The sequence below is a fragment of the Terriglobales bacterium genome (assembly GCA_035651655.1).
Lineage (GTDB): Bacteria > Acidobacteriota > Terriglobia > Terriglobales > Acidobacteriaceae > DASRFG01.
This window is the reverse complement of record DASRFG010000028.1, coordinates 105,130-120,123: the sequence shown is the minus strand read 5'-3', so window position 1 is coordinate 120,123 and position 14,994 is coordinate 105,130. Positions and strand designations below refer to the sequence as shown.

Below are 14,994 nucleotides of genomic sequence, written 5' to 3'. Positions count from 1 at the left end.
AACTACTTCTTGGGGGCGATGGCGTCCTTCGTCGCCTTGGCGACACGGAACTTTACCACCGTCTTGGCAGGGATCTTGATTGGCTCGCCGGTCTGAGGGTTGCGGCCCATGCGTGCCTTGCGGTTGGCTTTTACCAAGCGGCCCAGCCCGGGGATCACAAAAATCCCGGCCTTCTTGGTCTCTTTAATAGCAGTATCGGCGAGATGCTCTAGGAATGCCGCCGCCTGTTTATTGTTGGTCTCCAGCTTCTCGGCCAAGTGGCGGACGAGTTGGGTCTTAGTCATGCCTGACGCCATGAATCCTCCTTAAAATGGGTTGTTCCGTGGTTTGCGGATTGCGCCATGCTATATCAACGCAGCTGTGGAAAAGAAGCGTTTTCCCCGCATTTTATGCGGTTTTTTGCACTAATAGTGCGTAGACTGCCCTAAAAACGAGGCCTTCCCGCTGCCGTGGCTCCGAAAGCCGCATGGTTAGCGGTTCCCGAGCCGTCCGCCCACCCAGCTCAACCTTAGGGTGTCATAATGGAACGGAGAGGAAATTTCGTAAGTGAGCTGCGCCATTTGTGAAATCCGCAGAGAAAAGCGGTTCTGCCCGGCGTTGCATGACCGCATCTGTCCCCAGTGTTGCGGTGAAGCCCGCGAGGTGACGCTGGACTGCCCAAGCGATTGCGTGTACTTGCAACAAGCTCGTCTGCATGAAAAGCCTCGGGCGCTTGAGAACTTGGACGCGGCATCATTCTTTCCGCAAATCGAAGTCAGCAGCCAGTTCGTGTATGAGCATGAGCATTTGCTGGCAGGCTTGAGTTTTGCAATTGCGAAAAGCGCACGCGCGGACCGGAGCTTAAATGATCAAGATGTAATCGCCGCGCTTGGAGCTATGGCCAAGGGGTACGACACATTGGTAAGTTCGGGGCTGCACTATCCTGCCCAGCCTCCCAGCTTGAAGCAGCAAGCGATTAGCGCAGAGATCCAGAAGACCCTTGGCGAATATCGCGAGCTTGAAAGGAAACACATGGGAAGTTCCATTCTCCGCGATAGCGATGTACTCCGCGCTCTGGTCTTCCTGTTGAGAATGTCTTACGCACGTACCTCTGGCCGGGCAAAATCGCGCGCCCTGATCGATTCGCTACACCAGCAATTTCCGGAGAAGACTTCGGCCCTCATCGCGCCCGCCGAAGAGGCCAGCCGAATCATCGTGCCTTGAGCCTGGCCGAACCCAGCCATCTTCCTTTCGCCCCTTTAATTCACTGCCAATTTTTTATTGAGTTTCCGCACCGCGGGTGCCCCGGCGGGCAGCGCATCGCGCAACTCGCGAATGGTCCGCTTGAATACCGGATGGCGTTGTTCGGGAGCGATCTCCGCTAAGGGTTCCAGCACGAAACGACGCTCATGCATGGCGGGGTGCGGAATGGTCAGTCCCTTGGTATCCACTACAGAGTTCCCAAACAGCAGGATGTCGAGATCAATGATGCGTGGCCCTTTGGGCTGCAGCCGTTTTCGTCCCATGGATTGCTCGATGGACAACAGCTGTGACATGAACTGTTTGGGCATTTTTTCTGTTTCCAGCGCCACCACGCAGTTCAAAAACCAGGGCTGAGCTGCTAAATCTACGGGCTCGGTTTCGTAAAGAGACGATACCGCCACCACTTTTCCCAGACCCTGTAATCGCGAGACTGCCGCCTGCAAGTTTGACTCCCGGTCTCCCAGGTTGGAGCCCAGCGAGAGATAAACCGTCTTGCGCACTGGGGAATGTTTTCAGACTTCGTGCCCAGAGTTCAAGAGGTGTTCAAGTACGCGTAACCCGATGAATCAACCGCGAAACCAAAGGTCAGTACCAGGTTCGGACTCGTTCCTCATCAATTTGCACTCTGTTTGCGCATAGGAGTGGCCCTCCGCCCAGCATCAGCAGCTACCTTGGTGACGTTTGAGTATCTTGTGCCAGCACCTAGGATTACGAGTCATGGAGCTTGAATCCCTCCTGCTCAGTCGCGATCCGGACGTCTTACGGGTCATGCGTCCTGCCTGCGAGAAGTTAAACATGATGGTCGAGGTGTGCACGGGCGCCGATTCCGCCAGTCAGACGCTGGCGGAGAAGAAGTTCGATGCCATCGTGATTGACTGCGACGATTTGTACGGGGGAATTGATGTGCTTCGAGAGTTGCGCAAGGGCGAGAGCAACAAAAGTTCTGTGGTTTTTGCGGTATTGAACGGGGTCACCAGCGTTCGGACGGTTTTCAATATGGGGGCTGGTTTCGTGCTGCAAAAGCCCATCACTATGGCCAATGCGCTTCGCGGTCTGACCGCCGCCTATGGATTCATGTACCGGGAGAGGCGCCGCTATTTCCGCGTTCCGGTGGAAATACCTGTTGTAATCTGCTACGGCGACCAGCGTGAAGTCATAACCCATGCCTTTGACTTGAGTGAGGGTGGCATCGGAATTCAAAGTGATGTGCCCCTCGCCAAGGAAGGGGTCACTCATGTGCGGTTCACGCTACCAGAGACCAAAACCGGACTCGAAATCAGAGCACAGATTGCCTGGTCCAATGTCTCCGGTAGCGCCGGCATTCGGTTCATAAGAACCGCGCCGGCGTCGCGGGAGAATCTGGACCGATGGCTACTGGACAAGCTGGAGAAAACCAACCTGAAAACCTACACACCACGGGCGATTGCTGGGGCTCAAAGGTAAGCCGGAGTGGCCCGATGACTATTGCGCCCGGTAGTCCGGTAGGGCGTAGGCCTCCTCGGGGTGCACCGGTTCAGCATCTTCGCGGGTAGTTTCCTCCCACAAATCACTGTCTTTCAAGAGCCGTGAAACCAGTGCGGTGTGCATGGCGTGGCCGGCGCGATCGGCCACTACGGAACCCAGAATTTGTTTTCCCAGGAGCGCCAAGTCTCCGATCAGATCAAGCACCTTGTGGCGGACAAACTCGTCGGAGAAGCGTAACGGTGGGTTTTCAATGCCATCCTGGGTAAGTGCAATGCAGTTCTCCCGCGAAGCGCCGCGTATCAGGCCCATGTTGCGCATAGCCTGTTCGTCCTCGCGGAACCCAAACGTACGTGCCGCCGCGATCTCACGCAGGTACTGCCCGTTGGACAATTCCACCTCAAAGCGCTCGCGGCCCACCAGCGGATGGCGGAAATTGATGGTATAGGCCACCGAGTACTCGTCTGCGGGATAAACCGCAATGAACTTGTCGCCCTCCCTCAACTCCAGCTTGCGGCGTATTCGCAGGTAGGTGCGAGGACGGCGCTGGCGGCGGATTCCGGCCTTCTCGACCATCCGGGTAAATGGCAAAGCGCTGCCATCCAGGATGGGCAACTCCAGGTTATCCAGCTCAACCACCGCGTTGTCTATCCCCAGACCCACAAAGGCTGAGAGCAGGTGCTCAGTGGTTGAAATCAGCACCCCTTTCTTCATGAGACTGGTGGCATAGCTCACCCGGGCCACGTTGCGGCTCACGGCCTCAACCGTGAAGCCTTCCAGGTCAACCCGGCGGAAGACGATGCCGGAGCCCGCAGGCGCCGGCAGGATACGCAGGGTGACCGGCGCGCCGCTGTGCAGGCCAATCCCGTGGCATTCCACCGGGGTGCGGATTGTCTGCTCGTAGCGCAAACGACTTGATGTGTATGTCAGGTGTGATGAAGAGATTACAACCACGGTTGCGAATTCGTATGTGGCAAAAAAGCCACATATCGTGGCTAAGAAGCGTGGCCTTCGAGAGCTGGATCCCCACGCCTTGCAAGGGCCCAAAGCGCGCACGCCAGAGCCCTTGCACACTCTCCAGCCTTCGCTTACCTTCGTAAGCTCATGAATAACCCAGGGGTTTCAATGTCTTTGGATGGGCGAGTCGCGCTGGTCACGGGTGGATCGCGTGGCATCGGTGCCGCAACCGTCAAAATGCTGGTGGCAGCCGGCGCGAAGGTCGCGTTCAATTACCAGCAAGCCAAGAGTGCCGCCGATTCAATCGTGGCGTCGTGTGGGACCGACAACTGCGTGGCGGTGCAATGCGATCTCGCGAGCGTCGCAGCGGCCCAGACCCTGGTGGCCGCTACGGTTAAGAAGTTTGGACGCCTGGATATCTTAGTTGCGAATCACGGTATCTGGCCGCCGGAAGATGTTGCCATCGAGAAGATGAGCGAAGAGCAATGGCGGCGGACGCTGGCTGTGAATCTGGATAGCGTTTTCGGACTGGTGAAGTACAGCGTTGCCCAGATGAAAGCTCAGCCGCGGCAGAGCTTTGCGACGGGGCATGTGGTGCTGGTGAGTTCCACCGCCGGGCAGCGGGGAGAAGCCTTCCACTGCGACTATGCCGCCAGCAAGGGCGCTCTCATCAGCATGGTCAAGGGGCTTTCGACGGAGCTGGCCCCGGACGGCATTTATGTGAACTGCGTGGCGCCGGGCTGGGTAGAAACCGACATGTCGCTGCCGATACTGCTGGAACCGGCGGCGCGCGATACGGTGCTTTCCAAAATTCCCTTGGCCAGAGTGGGCAAACCGGAAGAGATCGCGGCGCCCATCCTATTTGTGTGCACCGAGCATGCCGGGTTCATTACCGGCGAAATCTTCAACGTCAATGGAGGGGCTGTACTGGTGGGATAGAACCGTCGGTGCGGTCAATCGCCGCATCTAATCTGAAAAGATCCTATGAAATCTACCGGTTTATTCCTTTTGGTTGTGTGCGCCGGGCTGGGATTGCAGGCCAATTCGGCAAAACCGGCCATTCTGCAGACGACCCCGTCCCAAAATCCTTCGGGACCGGCCGCTCCGCCGCAGGATGAGAATGCCCGAAAAGCCAAAGCCCTGCTGGATCAAATGATCCAGGCCTTGGGCGGCCCGCAGTATCTCAACGTCCAGGACATGAAGCAGGAAGGACGCACCTACACAATGCACCACGGGGACCCCAGCGGCGGCGGAGCTCTCTACTGGCGCTTCTGGAAGTTCCCCGACAAAGATCGCCTGGAGCTGACCAAGCGGCGTGACTGGATCATCCTGTACAACGGTGACAAAGGTTACGAGATTACGTTTCGCGGTACATCGCCTGCCGATCCAAAGACGCTCATCGACTATTTGCGGCGGCGCAACTATTCCCTCGAATGGGTGCTGCGGAAGTGGCTTAAGGAGCCTGGTGTGGCCCTGCTATATGAGGGGCCTGCGATCGCAGCCCAGAAACAAACTGAGCAGGTGACAATTATCAACGCTGCCAACGAGTCGGTCACGATTTACATTGATTCCATCAGCCATTTGCCGGTCCAGAGGACCTTCGCGTGGCGCGATCCCGCTGACCGGCAGAAAAACGTAGAGGCCGAGATCTACGACAATTACAAGATAGTGCAGGGTATCGCTACGCCGCTGAGCGTGACCCGCACCTTCAATGGCGAGATGACCGCCCAGCGCTTTATCAATGCAGTTTCCTACAATCAGGGTTTACCGGATTCTTTATTTGCCGCCAACACCACCTGGGATCCGCATAAAGTTCTCCCCAGGAATTGAGAGCGTCAGTCGGTATTCGCGGCCGCAGAGGCTCCTGTCTGCGGTTTGAATCCATTGCCGCGTTTCGCCATCAGGCCTTCCAAGGTCTTAAAAAGATCGCGCATTAAGTACCCCCCTTTTTGCAGGAATGCGTCCGCCGGGATTTCCGGGGGGAGCTCGATATATTGACCGCTGAAGACGACGATCGGCATCTCCGGAAACCGCTCTCGAACCCTGGACACCAACTCGGATCCGGACATCCGGGGCATTGTCAGGTCGGTGAGGATCAGGTCGGGCAGAGTATTTTCCAGCACTTGCAGCGCGTCGAGGCCGTCAACCGCCGTCATTACCCGATACTTGCGGCTGCGGAGGATTGCGGCCATGGTTTCCAGGACCGCAGGTTCGTCGTCAACTACCAGCACAGAAAGCGCCAAGATTCCACTCCTGACCCGCAGTAAGGGAGGTTAAACGCCACCTCGGTGCCGAAAATATGGTTGGGGGAGTGCTATTAGTAGCGCAGTGCGAACCGGATTGCAAGTAGGCAGTAGTTCAATACTAACGGGCAAATCAGCTTTTTTTCTTGCGTCCCAAGGCGATATCCGCCAAGTCCACCAGGTAGTCAACATGGCTCGAGGCGCGGTCCTCATCCCCCTTCCAGGGAATTAGCCGGGGCCCTTCATCCCGGGCTTCCGGCGTAGAGGAAGGAATGCGATGCACTAGATTGCCGTGGTTCCCATGCCGTTTGGCAGCGCCGTTCTTGCGCGTCGGTTTTGAGGAGCGCTTTCGCACGAGATCACTTCCTAAGCCGAGGAGCTTAGCATTACTAACGCGAACGATAAATCAGGACGTGCGACCTAGCAAGCAACAAATGTGCCGATGTGCCGATTTTTAAGAACGCGCAATTAGTTCGTTAGATGCCGGGAGGTGGAAAGGGTGCTGCACTGAATCACGCGCCGCCGGCGGGTTTTTGCACCAGTTAAAGTGCAGCCAATGGAACTCAGAAAGTGACGACTACTCCTCCTGTACCCATTAAGTTGTGTTGATTGGAGACGGGCAAGAGGGAACGCAAAGGAGCGGGTATCAGTGCCGGTAACCCTATGGCACCGGAATAAAAATCTCGCAACTCACCGCGGAGCGCAACATGTGGAAGAATCTTGAGGTCGAGTCCCCCCGCGAAATCCACCGCCCACGTGTTGTTAACGCCACTGCCGATGAGTCGTGAAACTACTGCCGAACTGTTCCGCTGTACATTGAAACGGGCAAGCCCCACGCCAACCGCCACATAGGGTGAAAGCGGGAACGAAGGCGCCAGCTTTACGCGCACCCCCGGGGTGATGAACAGAGAGGTAAAGCTGGGCAGCGAACTGCTTATAAGGCTCGAGATCGGTATAGATGAACCGGTAGTTGCAGCGACTGGCAATTCCAGTGAAAGCGCGAGCAGCGGTACATGCGCAATGCGGTGAGCAAAGGACCCCTCAAAAGCGGTGGCAGTGCCCCAATCCAGGGAGGCCCCCGCCGAGACATACTCGCCCGCGGTGAATGAAATCTCGTTTTTCTGGGCTTGAGCCAAAATTGCGAAGAGCAGGCACACGAATACCAGGGCGGTTTTCCGCATTATTCAGGCCTCAAAGTTTTGATTTATGCTTTGTTCTTCGATGCAAAAAAACGGCTCCGGGCAGCTTGCGTTGCCCTATGCGACGCGCGAGATTGGCAGATAGATGGGAAACCCACCCGCTAGGAAATCCCTTAAATCCCGTCGGCTGAGGCCGGTTTCACGCCGATTCTTTAACCGTGATCCACGCGAGGTCGCGGGCGAACTGCTGGGCAAAGTGTTGGTCCGGCGGGACGGCCAAGAACTGCTGTCTGGAAGAATCGTTGAATTGGAGGCGTACCTCGGGGAGGACGACCCCGCGGCGCATGCTTTTGCCGGTTCCACAGAACGCAATCGGGTGTTGTTCGGACCGCCCGGGCACGCCTACATTTATTTCATTTACGGCAATTATTATTGCTTGAATGTCTCATGCATGCCGGAAGGCCAAGCGGGCAGCATCTTGATTCGAGCTCTGGAGCCACTGACCGGACTCGATGCCATGCTGCGGCAACGTGGATTACTGGCCGGAAAAACGAAACCCATTATGCCGTCGCGCAAGATTCAGCGGCTGCTGACCAGCGGACCAGGACGGCTTGCGGAAGCGATGGGTATTACGCGAACGCGTGACAACGGAAAGGACCTCACCACGGATGCGTCTGATCTATGGATTGCTGATGACGGCTTCAAGCCCAAACAACTGGATGTAACACCTCGCATTGGAATCAGCAAAGCGACCGAGATGCCATTGCGTTATTTGATCGCGGAGAACGAGTTCGTCTCTCGCCAACCGAGGACGAAGAGAGTATCGCCTCAGAAATCAGCGAGGAGAAGCTAGAACCGAGAAGCTAGAACCGTTATCCAATCAACAATGGGGCTACCGATTTCCCGCTGGAGGTAAGCTGGATATTGTCAATTAAACGGACGCCGTCAACGAAGGCAGCAACCGCCACCAGCGCGCCCCTGCTCACATCCTGTAACGGCTCTAGCGTGTCAGGATCAACGACTTCCAAATAATCCAGCCGGACACCCAGCTCTTCGCCGATCACGCCTTTGCCGGCGGTAATAAGCGCCTCCCCCCGGCGCTCACCCCTATCCGCCAGGGTCTGGATCCGAGTCAGAGCGCGATACAGCACGCCACCGGATTTTCGTTGCGATGGGTCGAGATAGCGATTGCGAGAGCTCATGGCCAGGCCGTCGCGCTCGCGAACCGTGGGACAGACCACAATCTGAACGTCAAAATGCAGGTCACGAACCATGCGCCGGATGATGGCCGCCTGGGCCGCGTCTTTTTGCCCGAAGAAAGAAGCGTCCGGCCCAATAATGTGAAATAACTTCGAGACCACAGTGGTTACACCGCGAAAGTGGCCGGGGCGCGAACGCCCGCATAGTCTGTCGCTTAGTCCTTCAACAGTCACATAAGTCGAATTGCCCGCGGGATACATCTCCTCGGCGCTGGGGGTGACCAGCAAATCAACGTTTTCTTGTCCCAGCAGTTTGCGATCGTGTTCAAGATCGCGGGGATACTTCGCGAAGTCTTCGTTCGGCCCAAATTGAAGGGGATTAACGAAAATGGATACAGCTACAAGATCGCAGGTTGAGCGTGCGGCGCGCACCAGCGACAAGTGCCCGTCATGGAGCGCGCCCATAGTCGGCACCAGGCCCAGCCGCTTGCCCTCCGCCCTCACCTGCCGGCAGGCGGCCCGCATGTCGTCAATCCCGGCAATTATGCGCATGCAGTTGCTCGACTCCACGCTAGAGAGCTACAGGAAGAATATTGAGTTGGCTGATACTACTTTCGCAGTTCCCGCTTGCGTGCGAGCACCGTCTCCAGTGCGGCTCGCGTTTCACTCGGCAGATGATAAGACTCCTCATCTGAGGGGTAATTCCCCGAGGTCACGTCGGTGCGGAAGGCATTCACCGCATTCGAAATCACCGCGCCAACATCGGCGTAGCGGCGCACAAATTTTGGCGGGGGGCCGAAAGTGAGTCCCAACAAATCGTGCAAAACTAAAACCTGGCCGTCGCACTCTGGGCCGGCTCCAATGCCAATCGTCGGGGTATGTACTTCGGCGGTGATCATTGCCGCGACCTCGCGCGGAATCCCTTCCAAATAAAGACAGGCCACGCCTGCGCGATCCAGCGCCACCGCATCTCGCATCAGTTGCTCGATTGCTGACAACGTCTTGCCTTGCACCTTGTAGCCACTCATCACATTCACCGACTGCGGCGTAAGGCCGATGTGACCGGCCACCGGAATTTCTGCATCAATGATGCGCCGGATGAGGTCTGCGCGTTTTTCGCCGCCTTCAACCTTCACCGCCTCGGCTCCAGCCTCCTTCATGAATCGCGCGGCGTTGCTGAGCGCCTCGTTTTCGTTCACGTGATAGCTGCCATAAGGCAGATCAGCAATCAGCAATGCTCGCTTAACGCCACGCCGCACCGCCTTGGTGTGGTGAAGCATTTCGTCCACCGTGACCGGCAGTGTGTTCTCGTAACCCAACACGGCATTGGCAAGCGAATCGCCGACCAGAATGACGTCGATTCCGGCTTGGTCAACAATTCGCGCAGTCGGATAGTCGTACGCGGTCAAACAAGTGATTGGCTCGTGCTGAAGCTTTTTTTGTTGGAGGGAGGAGACTGTAACTTTCTGGCCAGGCTGGCCAATCGGAGCGAAACTCACGGGTGCCTCCAGTGCACTTCTGCTCTAGGCAGATAGCGCCTGTACTCACATAGGATACGCCCATTTACAGCCTAGTTGCACGAAAAGCAGCAAGCTGAAATGTCTAGAGTTTTCAGCAGTTTAGAAGTCGACTCACGTAGGGGCAGCCGCCCTCGGCTGCCCGGGCGAGCTTTGCTCGCCAGCACTGGCGAGGCGCCTGTGCCCACATGGGTGTCTTTAACTCACCAGCTCGGTTATGGCTTCGCGAAAGGCACGAGTGTGCTGGTCCACATCTGCTTCGACCGTCGCAGGCGACATCAGTGCCATGTTATGAAACGGCGTCAGCAATATTCCACGGTTCAGCGCGTAAAGATGCATGAAACGCTCGAGTTCGAAATCCATCGCCGCCGCGGCTTCTGATCCATTTCGCGGACGCTTTTTCTGGAACAAATATTCCGCCCGGCAGCCCAGTCGGGTTACGTGCCAGGGCAGGTCTGAGCCGGCAATCGCATCTTCCACGCCGTGAGTAAAGTGTTCCGCCATAGGGACCATGTGCTCAAAAGCCGCCGGAGTGAGCACGTGCTCCAAGGTAGCACGCATTGCAGCGAGAGAGAGAGCATTGCCGGCGAGGGTGCCGCCAATGCCACCGGTGTCGCAGTCCTCTAATCGCATGCGCGCCAAAATGCGATCACCTACCTCGGCGGTGAAGCCGTAGGTCGCAGCTGGGACCCCGCTCGCGATGGGCTTACCCAAAACGAAGAAATCTGGCTCAAGGCCGTGAGCACGGATGTAGCCGCCCGGGCCGGTACAGATGGTGTGGGTCTCGTCAATGATCAGCAAAGTCCCATATTTTCGGGTGAGTTCGCGCAGCGCCTGGTGGTAGCCGGGATCGGGGTGGACGATGCCTACATTGGTCAGGGCTGGCTCGGCGAGCACGCAGGCAATCTCGCGAGTCGCGAGGGCCTTCTCCAGCGCATCCACGTCGTTGAATTCGATCACCCGGGTCGTCACCGTGGGATTCACGGGTGGACCAATGTTGCCGCGACGGGGACCTGCGACACCGTCTTTCAGCGTGATGAAAGTTTCGTCAACCGTGCCGTGATAGCAATAATTGAAAACCAGCACCAGCTTGCGCTGTGTAATCTCGCGCGCCAGGCGGATCGAAAAGCGATTGGCATCGGTGGCCGTCAGGCAAAACTGCCAATACGGCAGACCGAAGCGGCGGGTCAACTCTTCTCCCACCCAGATGGAATCTTCCGTGGGCAGCATGAAGGTTATGCCGTGCTGCGCCTGCTCGCGGATGGCGTTCACCGCTGCTTGTGGCGAATGACCGGTCATGGCGCCGGTGTCGCCCAGGCAGAGATCAACGTATTCGCGTCCGTCCACGTCAGTGAAATGGGCGCCACGCGCTTCCTTCACAAACACCGGGAACGGGCTCGCCCACTTGGCCATCCAGTTCATGGGGACGCCGCTGAGCAGAGAATGCCGTGCGCGCTGAAAGAGTTCCTGCGAACGCGGGTGTTCCTTACGGAAACGCTCTTCTTCGCGAAGCATGAGCGTAGTCAAACGAGCACGATCAATACTGCGGGCTGCCACGGTGGCGGGTTCCATGCGATCTCTCCGTGCTGGAGAGATTATTCGCTGCAGGCGAGAGGTGGCAAGCTGCCCCTCTGACGAAGTTGTATTCATGAGCGGAACCGAGACTGGGAGTGAGACGCTAGGCGCTGGCTGCGGCCTCTTCCGAGCCCAGGGCAAGGAAGTATTGCGTCCCCTTGATGGGCGCGGAAACCTTGCGCAGCAGTTCCTGCAGATCTTCATTGCGGTCCACAAAATCAATGTCGCTGGTGTTCACGATCAGCAAGTCAGACGCGGTGTAGTGAAAAAAGAAGTGCTCGTACGCTTTAACCACTTCTTCGAGGTAGTCCAGATTTACTGCCTTTTCTCCGGGTGCATTCTTCTTCTTCAGGCGTTTTTTCAGCACTTCGGGCGTGGCTTGCAGATAAATCACCAGATCGGGCGTGGGCACCAGGGCGCGGAAGTGGTTGTAATAGCGGTTGTAGGTGTCGAGTTCGACATCGTTCAAATTGAGATAAGCGAACAGCTTGTCTTTTTCGAAAATGTAATCGGCAATCACGGTTTTTTGCGAACGTGGCCCCACATCCAACGCGCTGAGCTGTTCGAAGCGTCGCACCAGGAATGTCAGCTGTGCCTGGAATGCAGCCCCGGTCTCGCCGTCATAAAACGCCTGCAGAAACGGGTTCTCATCAGGTTCGGCGACACGCTGGGCGTTCAACCGTTCTGCAAGGATGCGAGCCAGCGTAGTCTTGCCGACTCGGATCGGTCCATCAATTGCAATATATCGAGGGAGTTCGAAAAGTTTAGCCATGAGTTGCGGAAAGATTTTCTGATTGGCAGCATATCCCGGGCGGGTTCGGGAAGCAATTGCAGGATAAGTAACCTGGCTGTGGAGATTGGGGCAGTCGGTTACGCGTTGAGCAGTGCGGCCCTGGTCCTTCCTCCCATGCTGCACCCTGGGGCTAACGGTACAATCCATTCAACATGCTTGGATGGTTAGGTGGCATAGGCTTGGCGGCCATGGCCGCTGCGGGGTACAACGCCATGGCGGCACGCTCACAGCTGTACGGCAGGACGTTTGCGGCCGCGGACAAAGGCTCCAAGCGGGTAGCTCTTACTTTTGATGACGGACCCAATGACCCTTGGACGCCGCGTTTGCTGGAGGTCTTGGCTCGACATAATGTTCCGGCCACATTTTTCCTGATTGGGCGTTTTGTGGTCGAACGCCCGGAAATCGCTGAGCAGATTGCAGCCGCCGGCCACGTCATCGGCAACCACACCTTCACCCATCCCAACCTGATCTTTACTTCTGCTCCGGAGGTAGAACGCCAAATCAAGCGCTGCCAGCGTGTGCTCCTCGACACTGTAGGCAAGCACTCGAAGCTCTTCCGTCCGCCTTACGGCGGGCGCACCCCGGAGGTGCTGCGTACCGCGCGGCGTTGCGGTTTGGAGCCGATCATGTGGAGCGTCAGCGGCAATGACTGGAAGGCCAAATCGCATGCGCAAATTGAAGACAAGATTCTGGACGGTCTGCAGGGTGGGGACGTAATCCTCCTGCATGATGGCGGGCACCGGCACCTGGGCGTGGATCGGTCCCACACGGTGGCCGCGTTGGAGCGGATCATTATGGAATGCCGGCAACGAGGGCTGCAGTTCGTAACCGTGCCGACAATGATGGAATCAAAATCCCCGGCATACCCGGGCGAAACCGGGCAACAGCAGCAGATCTAAGGGTGGAACACTTCGCAGCTTCGAAAGGCAGCGGCCACGCCGAATCTGCCATTGGGACGGTTTTCGATGCGCACAATCTCGGCTTGGCAACGCAGCCATACCCGACGAGCGCCAATCACCTTCCGTGGCAAGCGGAAGACCAACTCAAAGCTACAACCGTAGAGGAGCCGCTGCGCCACTACCAGAAAGATGCCATGTGCGCTCAAGTCTTCTGCCTGGGCCCGAGCTTGGTGAATGTCGTCAAAATTAATGCTGACCGGTAGGTTTACATTTGCCCGAGTGGATATGCGCTTCTCCCCTATTGCGAGGGGAGGCGGGGGAAGATGCACTGGAGCAGCAGAGGCAAATTTTTTATCAAGGTTTTCCCACCAGTCTGACGCCATAGTTTGCTTCGATGGTGCGGTCGCAGATTCGTTCTTAAGCGCCAGAGCTTTCGAAGTGGCCATGGGCTACCTCCAACCAAAGTATTTGTTTACGTTATAAGTGGGCTGGACTGGGAAGCGGTGCCAGAGTACCTGCACGAGAGTGGGACCATTCCCGTTTCAGCGTGCTGTGCGCTTTTGGGCTTGCAGTTTGGGCGAGATTATTCCTAGGCAAAACGCGGGATCAGGCTTGCACCAGCGAGAAGGCTTCGCGAGCGGCGGCCACGGTTTGCCGAATGTCCTCATCGGTGTGAGTGGCACTGAGGAATGCCGCTTCGAATTGCGATGGCGGCAAGTAAATCCCGGCTTCCAACATGGCACGGTGAAAACGCCCAAAGGCCTTAGTATCAGAGCGCGCTGCTGAGGCCCAGTCGGTGACCGGTGCGTCAGAGAAAAACCAGGTAAACATCGAACCCACGCGGTTGTGGGTGATGGGAATGCCCGCCTCGCGCGCAGCCTCCGCAACCATGGTGACCAGCATGGCGGTGCGACGTTCCATCTGTCCGTAAACTTCGCGATTGTCGCGCAGGTGGCAAAGCGTGGCCAAGCCAGCCGCCATGGCCAGAGGATTTCCGGAGAGCGTGCCCGCCTGATACACGGGGCCCAGCGGCGCCACCATGTCCATAAACTCAACCTGGCCGCCATAAGCGGCCACAGGCAGACCGCCGCCAATAATTTTGCCCAAGGTAGTGAGGTCGGGCGCGGTTCCGTACAACTCTTGGGCGCCGCCAAATGCAAGCCGGAAGCCGGTCATGACCTCGTCGAAGATCAGGAGAGAATCATCGCGCGAGGTAATGTAACGCAGCGCGTCGAGGAAGCCGGATGCCGGCGGCACGCAACCCATGTTCCCGACCACGGGTTCTACGATCACACCAGCAATCTGTCCGCGGAATTTCTTGAAGGCCTGATCCACCGCGTCGGGGTTGTTGAAGGGTAACGCCAGCGTGAACTGGGCAAATTCCTCCGGTACCCCCGCCGATCCGGGAATGCCCAGCGTCGCCACCCCTGATCCAGCTTTCACCAGAAGGGCATCGGCGTGTCCGTGGTAGCAACCCTCGAATTTCACGATGTATTTGCGACGCGTATAGGCACGCGCCAGGCGGATGGCGGACATGGTGGCTTCCGTCCCCGAACTGACGAAACGCACTTTTTCCATTCGCGGAAACGCGGAGATCACAAGTTCCGCCAATTCGGCTTCGCTTGGCGTGGAAGCCCCGAAACTCGTGCCATTACGCGCTGCCCGCACCACTGCCTCAGTGACTTCAGGCGCAGCGTGCCCAAGGATCAGCGGCCCCCAAGAGCCGACGTAATCAATGTATTCGTTGCCATCGGCGTCCCAGATTCGAGCACCCTCACCACGCACAATGAAAGGCGGATCGCCGCCAACCGCTTGAAAGGCGCGCACCGGCGAATTCACGCCGCCGGGAATCACGGCCTCCGCGCGCTTTTGCAGCCGTCGCGATTTTTCGAACCTGCGGGCCATAGATCCGTCGCTTACTATACCAGTCAGATACAGCTTGGAACCACGACCGCGCGCCTCTAATTCG

The 14,994-nt window shown here is 57.4% G+C and carries 18 protein-coding genes; 6 read left to right on the top strand and 12 right to left on the bottom strand.

Translation table 11 applies throughout. The annotated features are described in order from the left end of the window. Positions 1 to 2: 2 nt before the first annotated feature. Positions 3 to 296, bottom strand: coding sequence for an HU family DNA-binding protein (locus VFA76_14245; protein ID HZR33002.1), 294 nt, complete (start codon positions 294 to 296; stop codon positions 3 to 5). A 424-nt stretch (positions 297 to 720) separates the two neighbouring features. Between VFA76_14245 and VFA76_14240 the strand changes: the two genes are divergently transcribed. After that, entirely contained in the window at positions 721 to 1,203 is a 483-nt protein-coding gene (locus tag VFA76_14240) for a hypothetical protein (protein ID HZR33001.1), read from the top strand. Between the two features lie 35 nt (positions 1,204 to 1,238). Here the strand turns inward: VFA76_14240 and folK are convergent, their stop codons facing one another. Then, positions 1,239 to 1,742, bottom strand: a complete 504-nt coding sequence (gene folK, locus VFA76_14235) for a 2-amino-4-hydroxy-6-hydroxymethyldihydropteridine diphosphokinase (GenBank protein ID HZR33000.1) — start codon at positions 1,740 to 1,742, stop codon at positions 1,239 to 1,241. Positions 1,743 to 1,959: 217 nt separating this feature from the next. On the opposite strand from folK, the gene VFA76_14230 reads away from it, so the two are divergent. Beyond that, entirely contained in the window at positions 1,960 to 2,685 is a 726-nt protein-coding gene (locus VFA76_14230; GenBank protein HZR32999.1) for a PilZ domain-containing protein, read from the top strand. Positions 2,686 to 2,703: 18 nt separating this feature from the next. Here VFA76_14230 and lpxC read toward each other — a convergent pair whose 3' ends face one another. Continuing rightward, positions 2,704 to 3,612 carry a UDP-3-O-acyl-N-acetylglucosamine deacetylase gene (gene lpxC / locus VFA76_14225; GenBank protein ID HZR32998.1) on the bottom strand — a complete coding sequence of 303 codons (909 nt, stop codon included), beginning with the start codon at positions 3,610 to 3,612 and terminating at the stop codon, positions 2,704 to 2,706. Positions 3,613 to 3,828: 216 nt separating this feature from the next. Here lpxC and VFA76_14220 point away from each other — a divergent pair, with 216 nt between their 5' ends. Then, positions 3,829 to 4,599, top strand: a complete 771-nt coding sequence (locus VFA76_14220) for an SDR family NAD(P)-dependent oxidoreductase (GenBank protein ID HZR32997.1) — start codon at positions 3,829 to 3,831, stop codon at positions 4,597 to 4,599. Positions 4,600 to 4,644: 45 nt separating this feature from the next. Then, entirely contained in the window at positions 4,645 to 5,490 is an 846-nt protein-coding gene (locus VFA76_14215) for a hypothetical protein (protein HZR32996.1), read from the top strand. A 5-nt stretch (positions 5,491 to 5,495) separates the two neighbouring features. On the opposite strand, the gene VFA76_14210 is transcribed toward VFA76_14215, so the two are convergent. The 3 genes from VFA76_14210 to VFA76_14200 form a co-directional block, all read right to left on the bottom strand. Continuing rightward, complete coding sequence (locus tag VFA76_14210) at positions 5,496 to 5,903, bottom strand: response regulator (GenBank protein HZR32995.1); 408 nt, start codon at positions 5,901 to 5,903, stop codon at positions 5,496 to 5,498. Positions 5,904 to 6,036: 133 nt separating this feature from the next. Further along, positions 6,037 to 6,258 (bottom strand): hypothetical protein, encoded by a 222-nt coding sequence (locus VFA76_14205; GenBank protein HZR32994.1) that lies wholly within the window; start codon positions 6,256 to 6,258, stop codon positions 6,037 to 6,039. 208 nt (positions 6,259 to 6,466) lie between these two features. Further along, positions 6,467 to 7,084 carry a hypothetical protein gene (locus tag VFA76_14200; protein HZR32993.1) on the bottom strand — a complete coding sequence of 206 codons (618 nt, stop codon included), beginning with the start codon at positions 7,082 to 7,084 and terminating at the stop codon, positions 6,467 to 6,469. Between the two features lie 103 nt (positions 7,085 to 7,187). Between VFA76_14200 and VFA76_14195 the strand changes: the two genes are divergently transcribed. Further along, positions 7,188 to 7,895 carry a DNA-3-methyladenine glycosylase gene (locus VFA76_14195; GenBank protein ID HZR32992.1) on the top strand — a complete coding sequence of 236 codons (708 nt, stop codon included), beginning with the start codon at positions 7,188 to 7,190 and terminating at the stop codon, positions 7,893 to 7,895. A 19-nt stretch (positions 7,896 to 7,914) separates the two neighbouring features. Here the strand turns inward: VFA76_14195 and panC are convergent, their stop codons facing one another. From panC to VFA76_14175, 4 genes are all read right to left on the bottom strand, one after another. Continuing rightward, complete coding sequence (panC, locus tag VFA76_14190) at positions 7,915 to 8,793, bottom strand: pantoate--beta-alanine ligase (protein ID HZR32991.1); 879 nt, start codon at positions 8,791 to 8,793, stop codon at positions 7,915 to 7,917. A gap of 56 nt (positions 8,794 to 8,849) precedes the next feature. Then, the gene (gene panB / locus VFA76_14185) at positions 8,850 to 9,740 is read right to left on the bottom strand and encodes a 3-methyl-2-oxobutanoate hydroxymethyltransferase (protein HZR32990.1); all 891 of its coding nucleotides are present in this window, start codon (positions 9,738 to 9,740) and stop codon (positions 8,850 to 8,852) included. 216 nt (positions 9,741 to 9,956) lie between these two features. Next, positions 9,957 to 11,330 carry an aspartate aminotransferase family protein gene (locus VFA76_14180; GenBank protein HZR32989.1) on the bottom strand — a complete coding sequence of 458 codons (1,374 nt, stop codon included), beginning with the start codon at positions 11,328 to 11,330 and terminating at the stop codon, positions 9,957 to 9,959. Positions 11,331 to 11,436: 106 nt separating this feature from the next. Next, the gene (locus VFA76_14175; protein HZR32988.1) at positions 11,437 to 12,105 is read right to left on the bottom strand and encodes a deoxynucleoside kinase; all 669 of its coding nucleotides are present in this window, start codon (positions 12,103 to 12,105) and stop codon (positions 11,437 to 11,439) included. A gap of 173 nt (positions 12,106 to 12,278) precedes the next feature. On the opposite strand from VFA76_14175, the gene VFA76_14170 reads away from it, so the two are divergent. Next, complete coding sequence (locus VFA76_14170; protein ID HZR32987.1) at positions 12,279 to 13,025, top strand: polysaccharide deacetylase family protein; 747 nt, start codon at positions 12,279 to 12,281, stop codon at positions 13,023 to 13,025. Here the strand turns inward: VFA76_14170 and VFA76_14165 are convergent. Both VFA76_14165 and hemL read right to left on the bottom strand, forming a co-directional pair. Then, a complete protein-coding gene (locus VFA76_14165) occupies positions 13,022 to 13,471 on the bottom strand; it encodes a PilZ domain-containing protein (protein HZR32986.1) in 450 nt (149 codons plus the stop codon). The genes VFA76_14170 and VFA76_14165 overlap by 4 nt on opposite strands. A gap of 160 nt (positions 13,472 to 13,631) precedes the next feature. Next, a complete protein-coding gene (gene hemL / locus VFA76_14160; protein HZR32985.1) occupies positions 13,632 to 14,930 on the bottom strand; it encodes a glutamate-1-semialdehyde 2,1-aminomutase in 1,299 nt (432 codons plus the stop codon). Positions 14,931 to 14,994 lie beyond the last annotated feature (64 nt).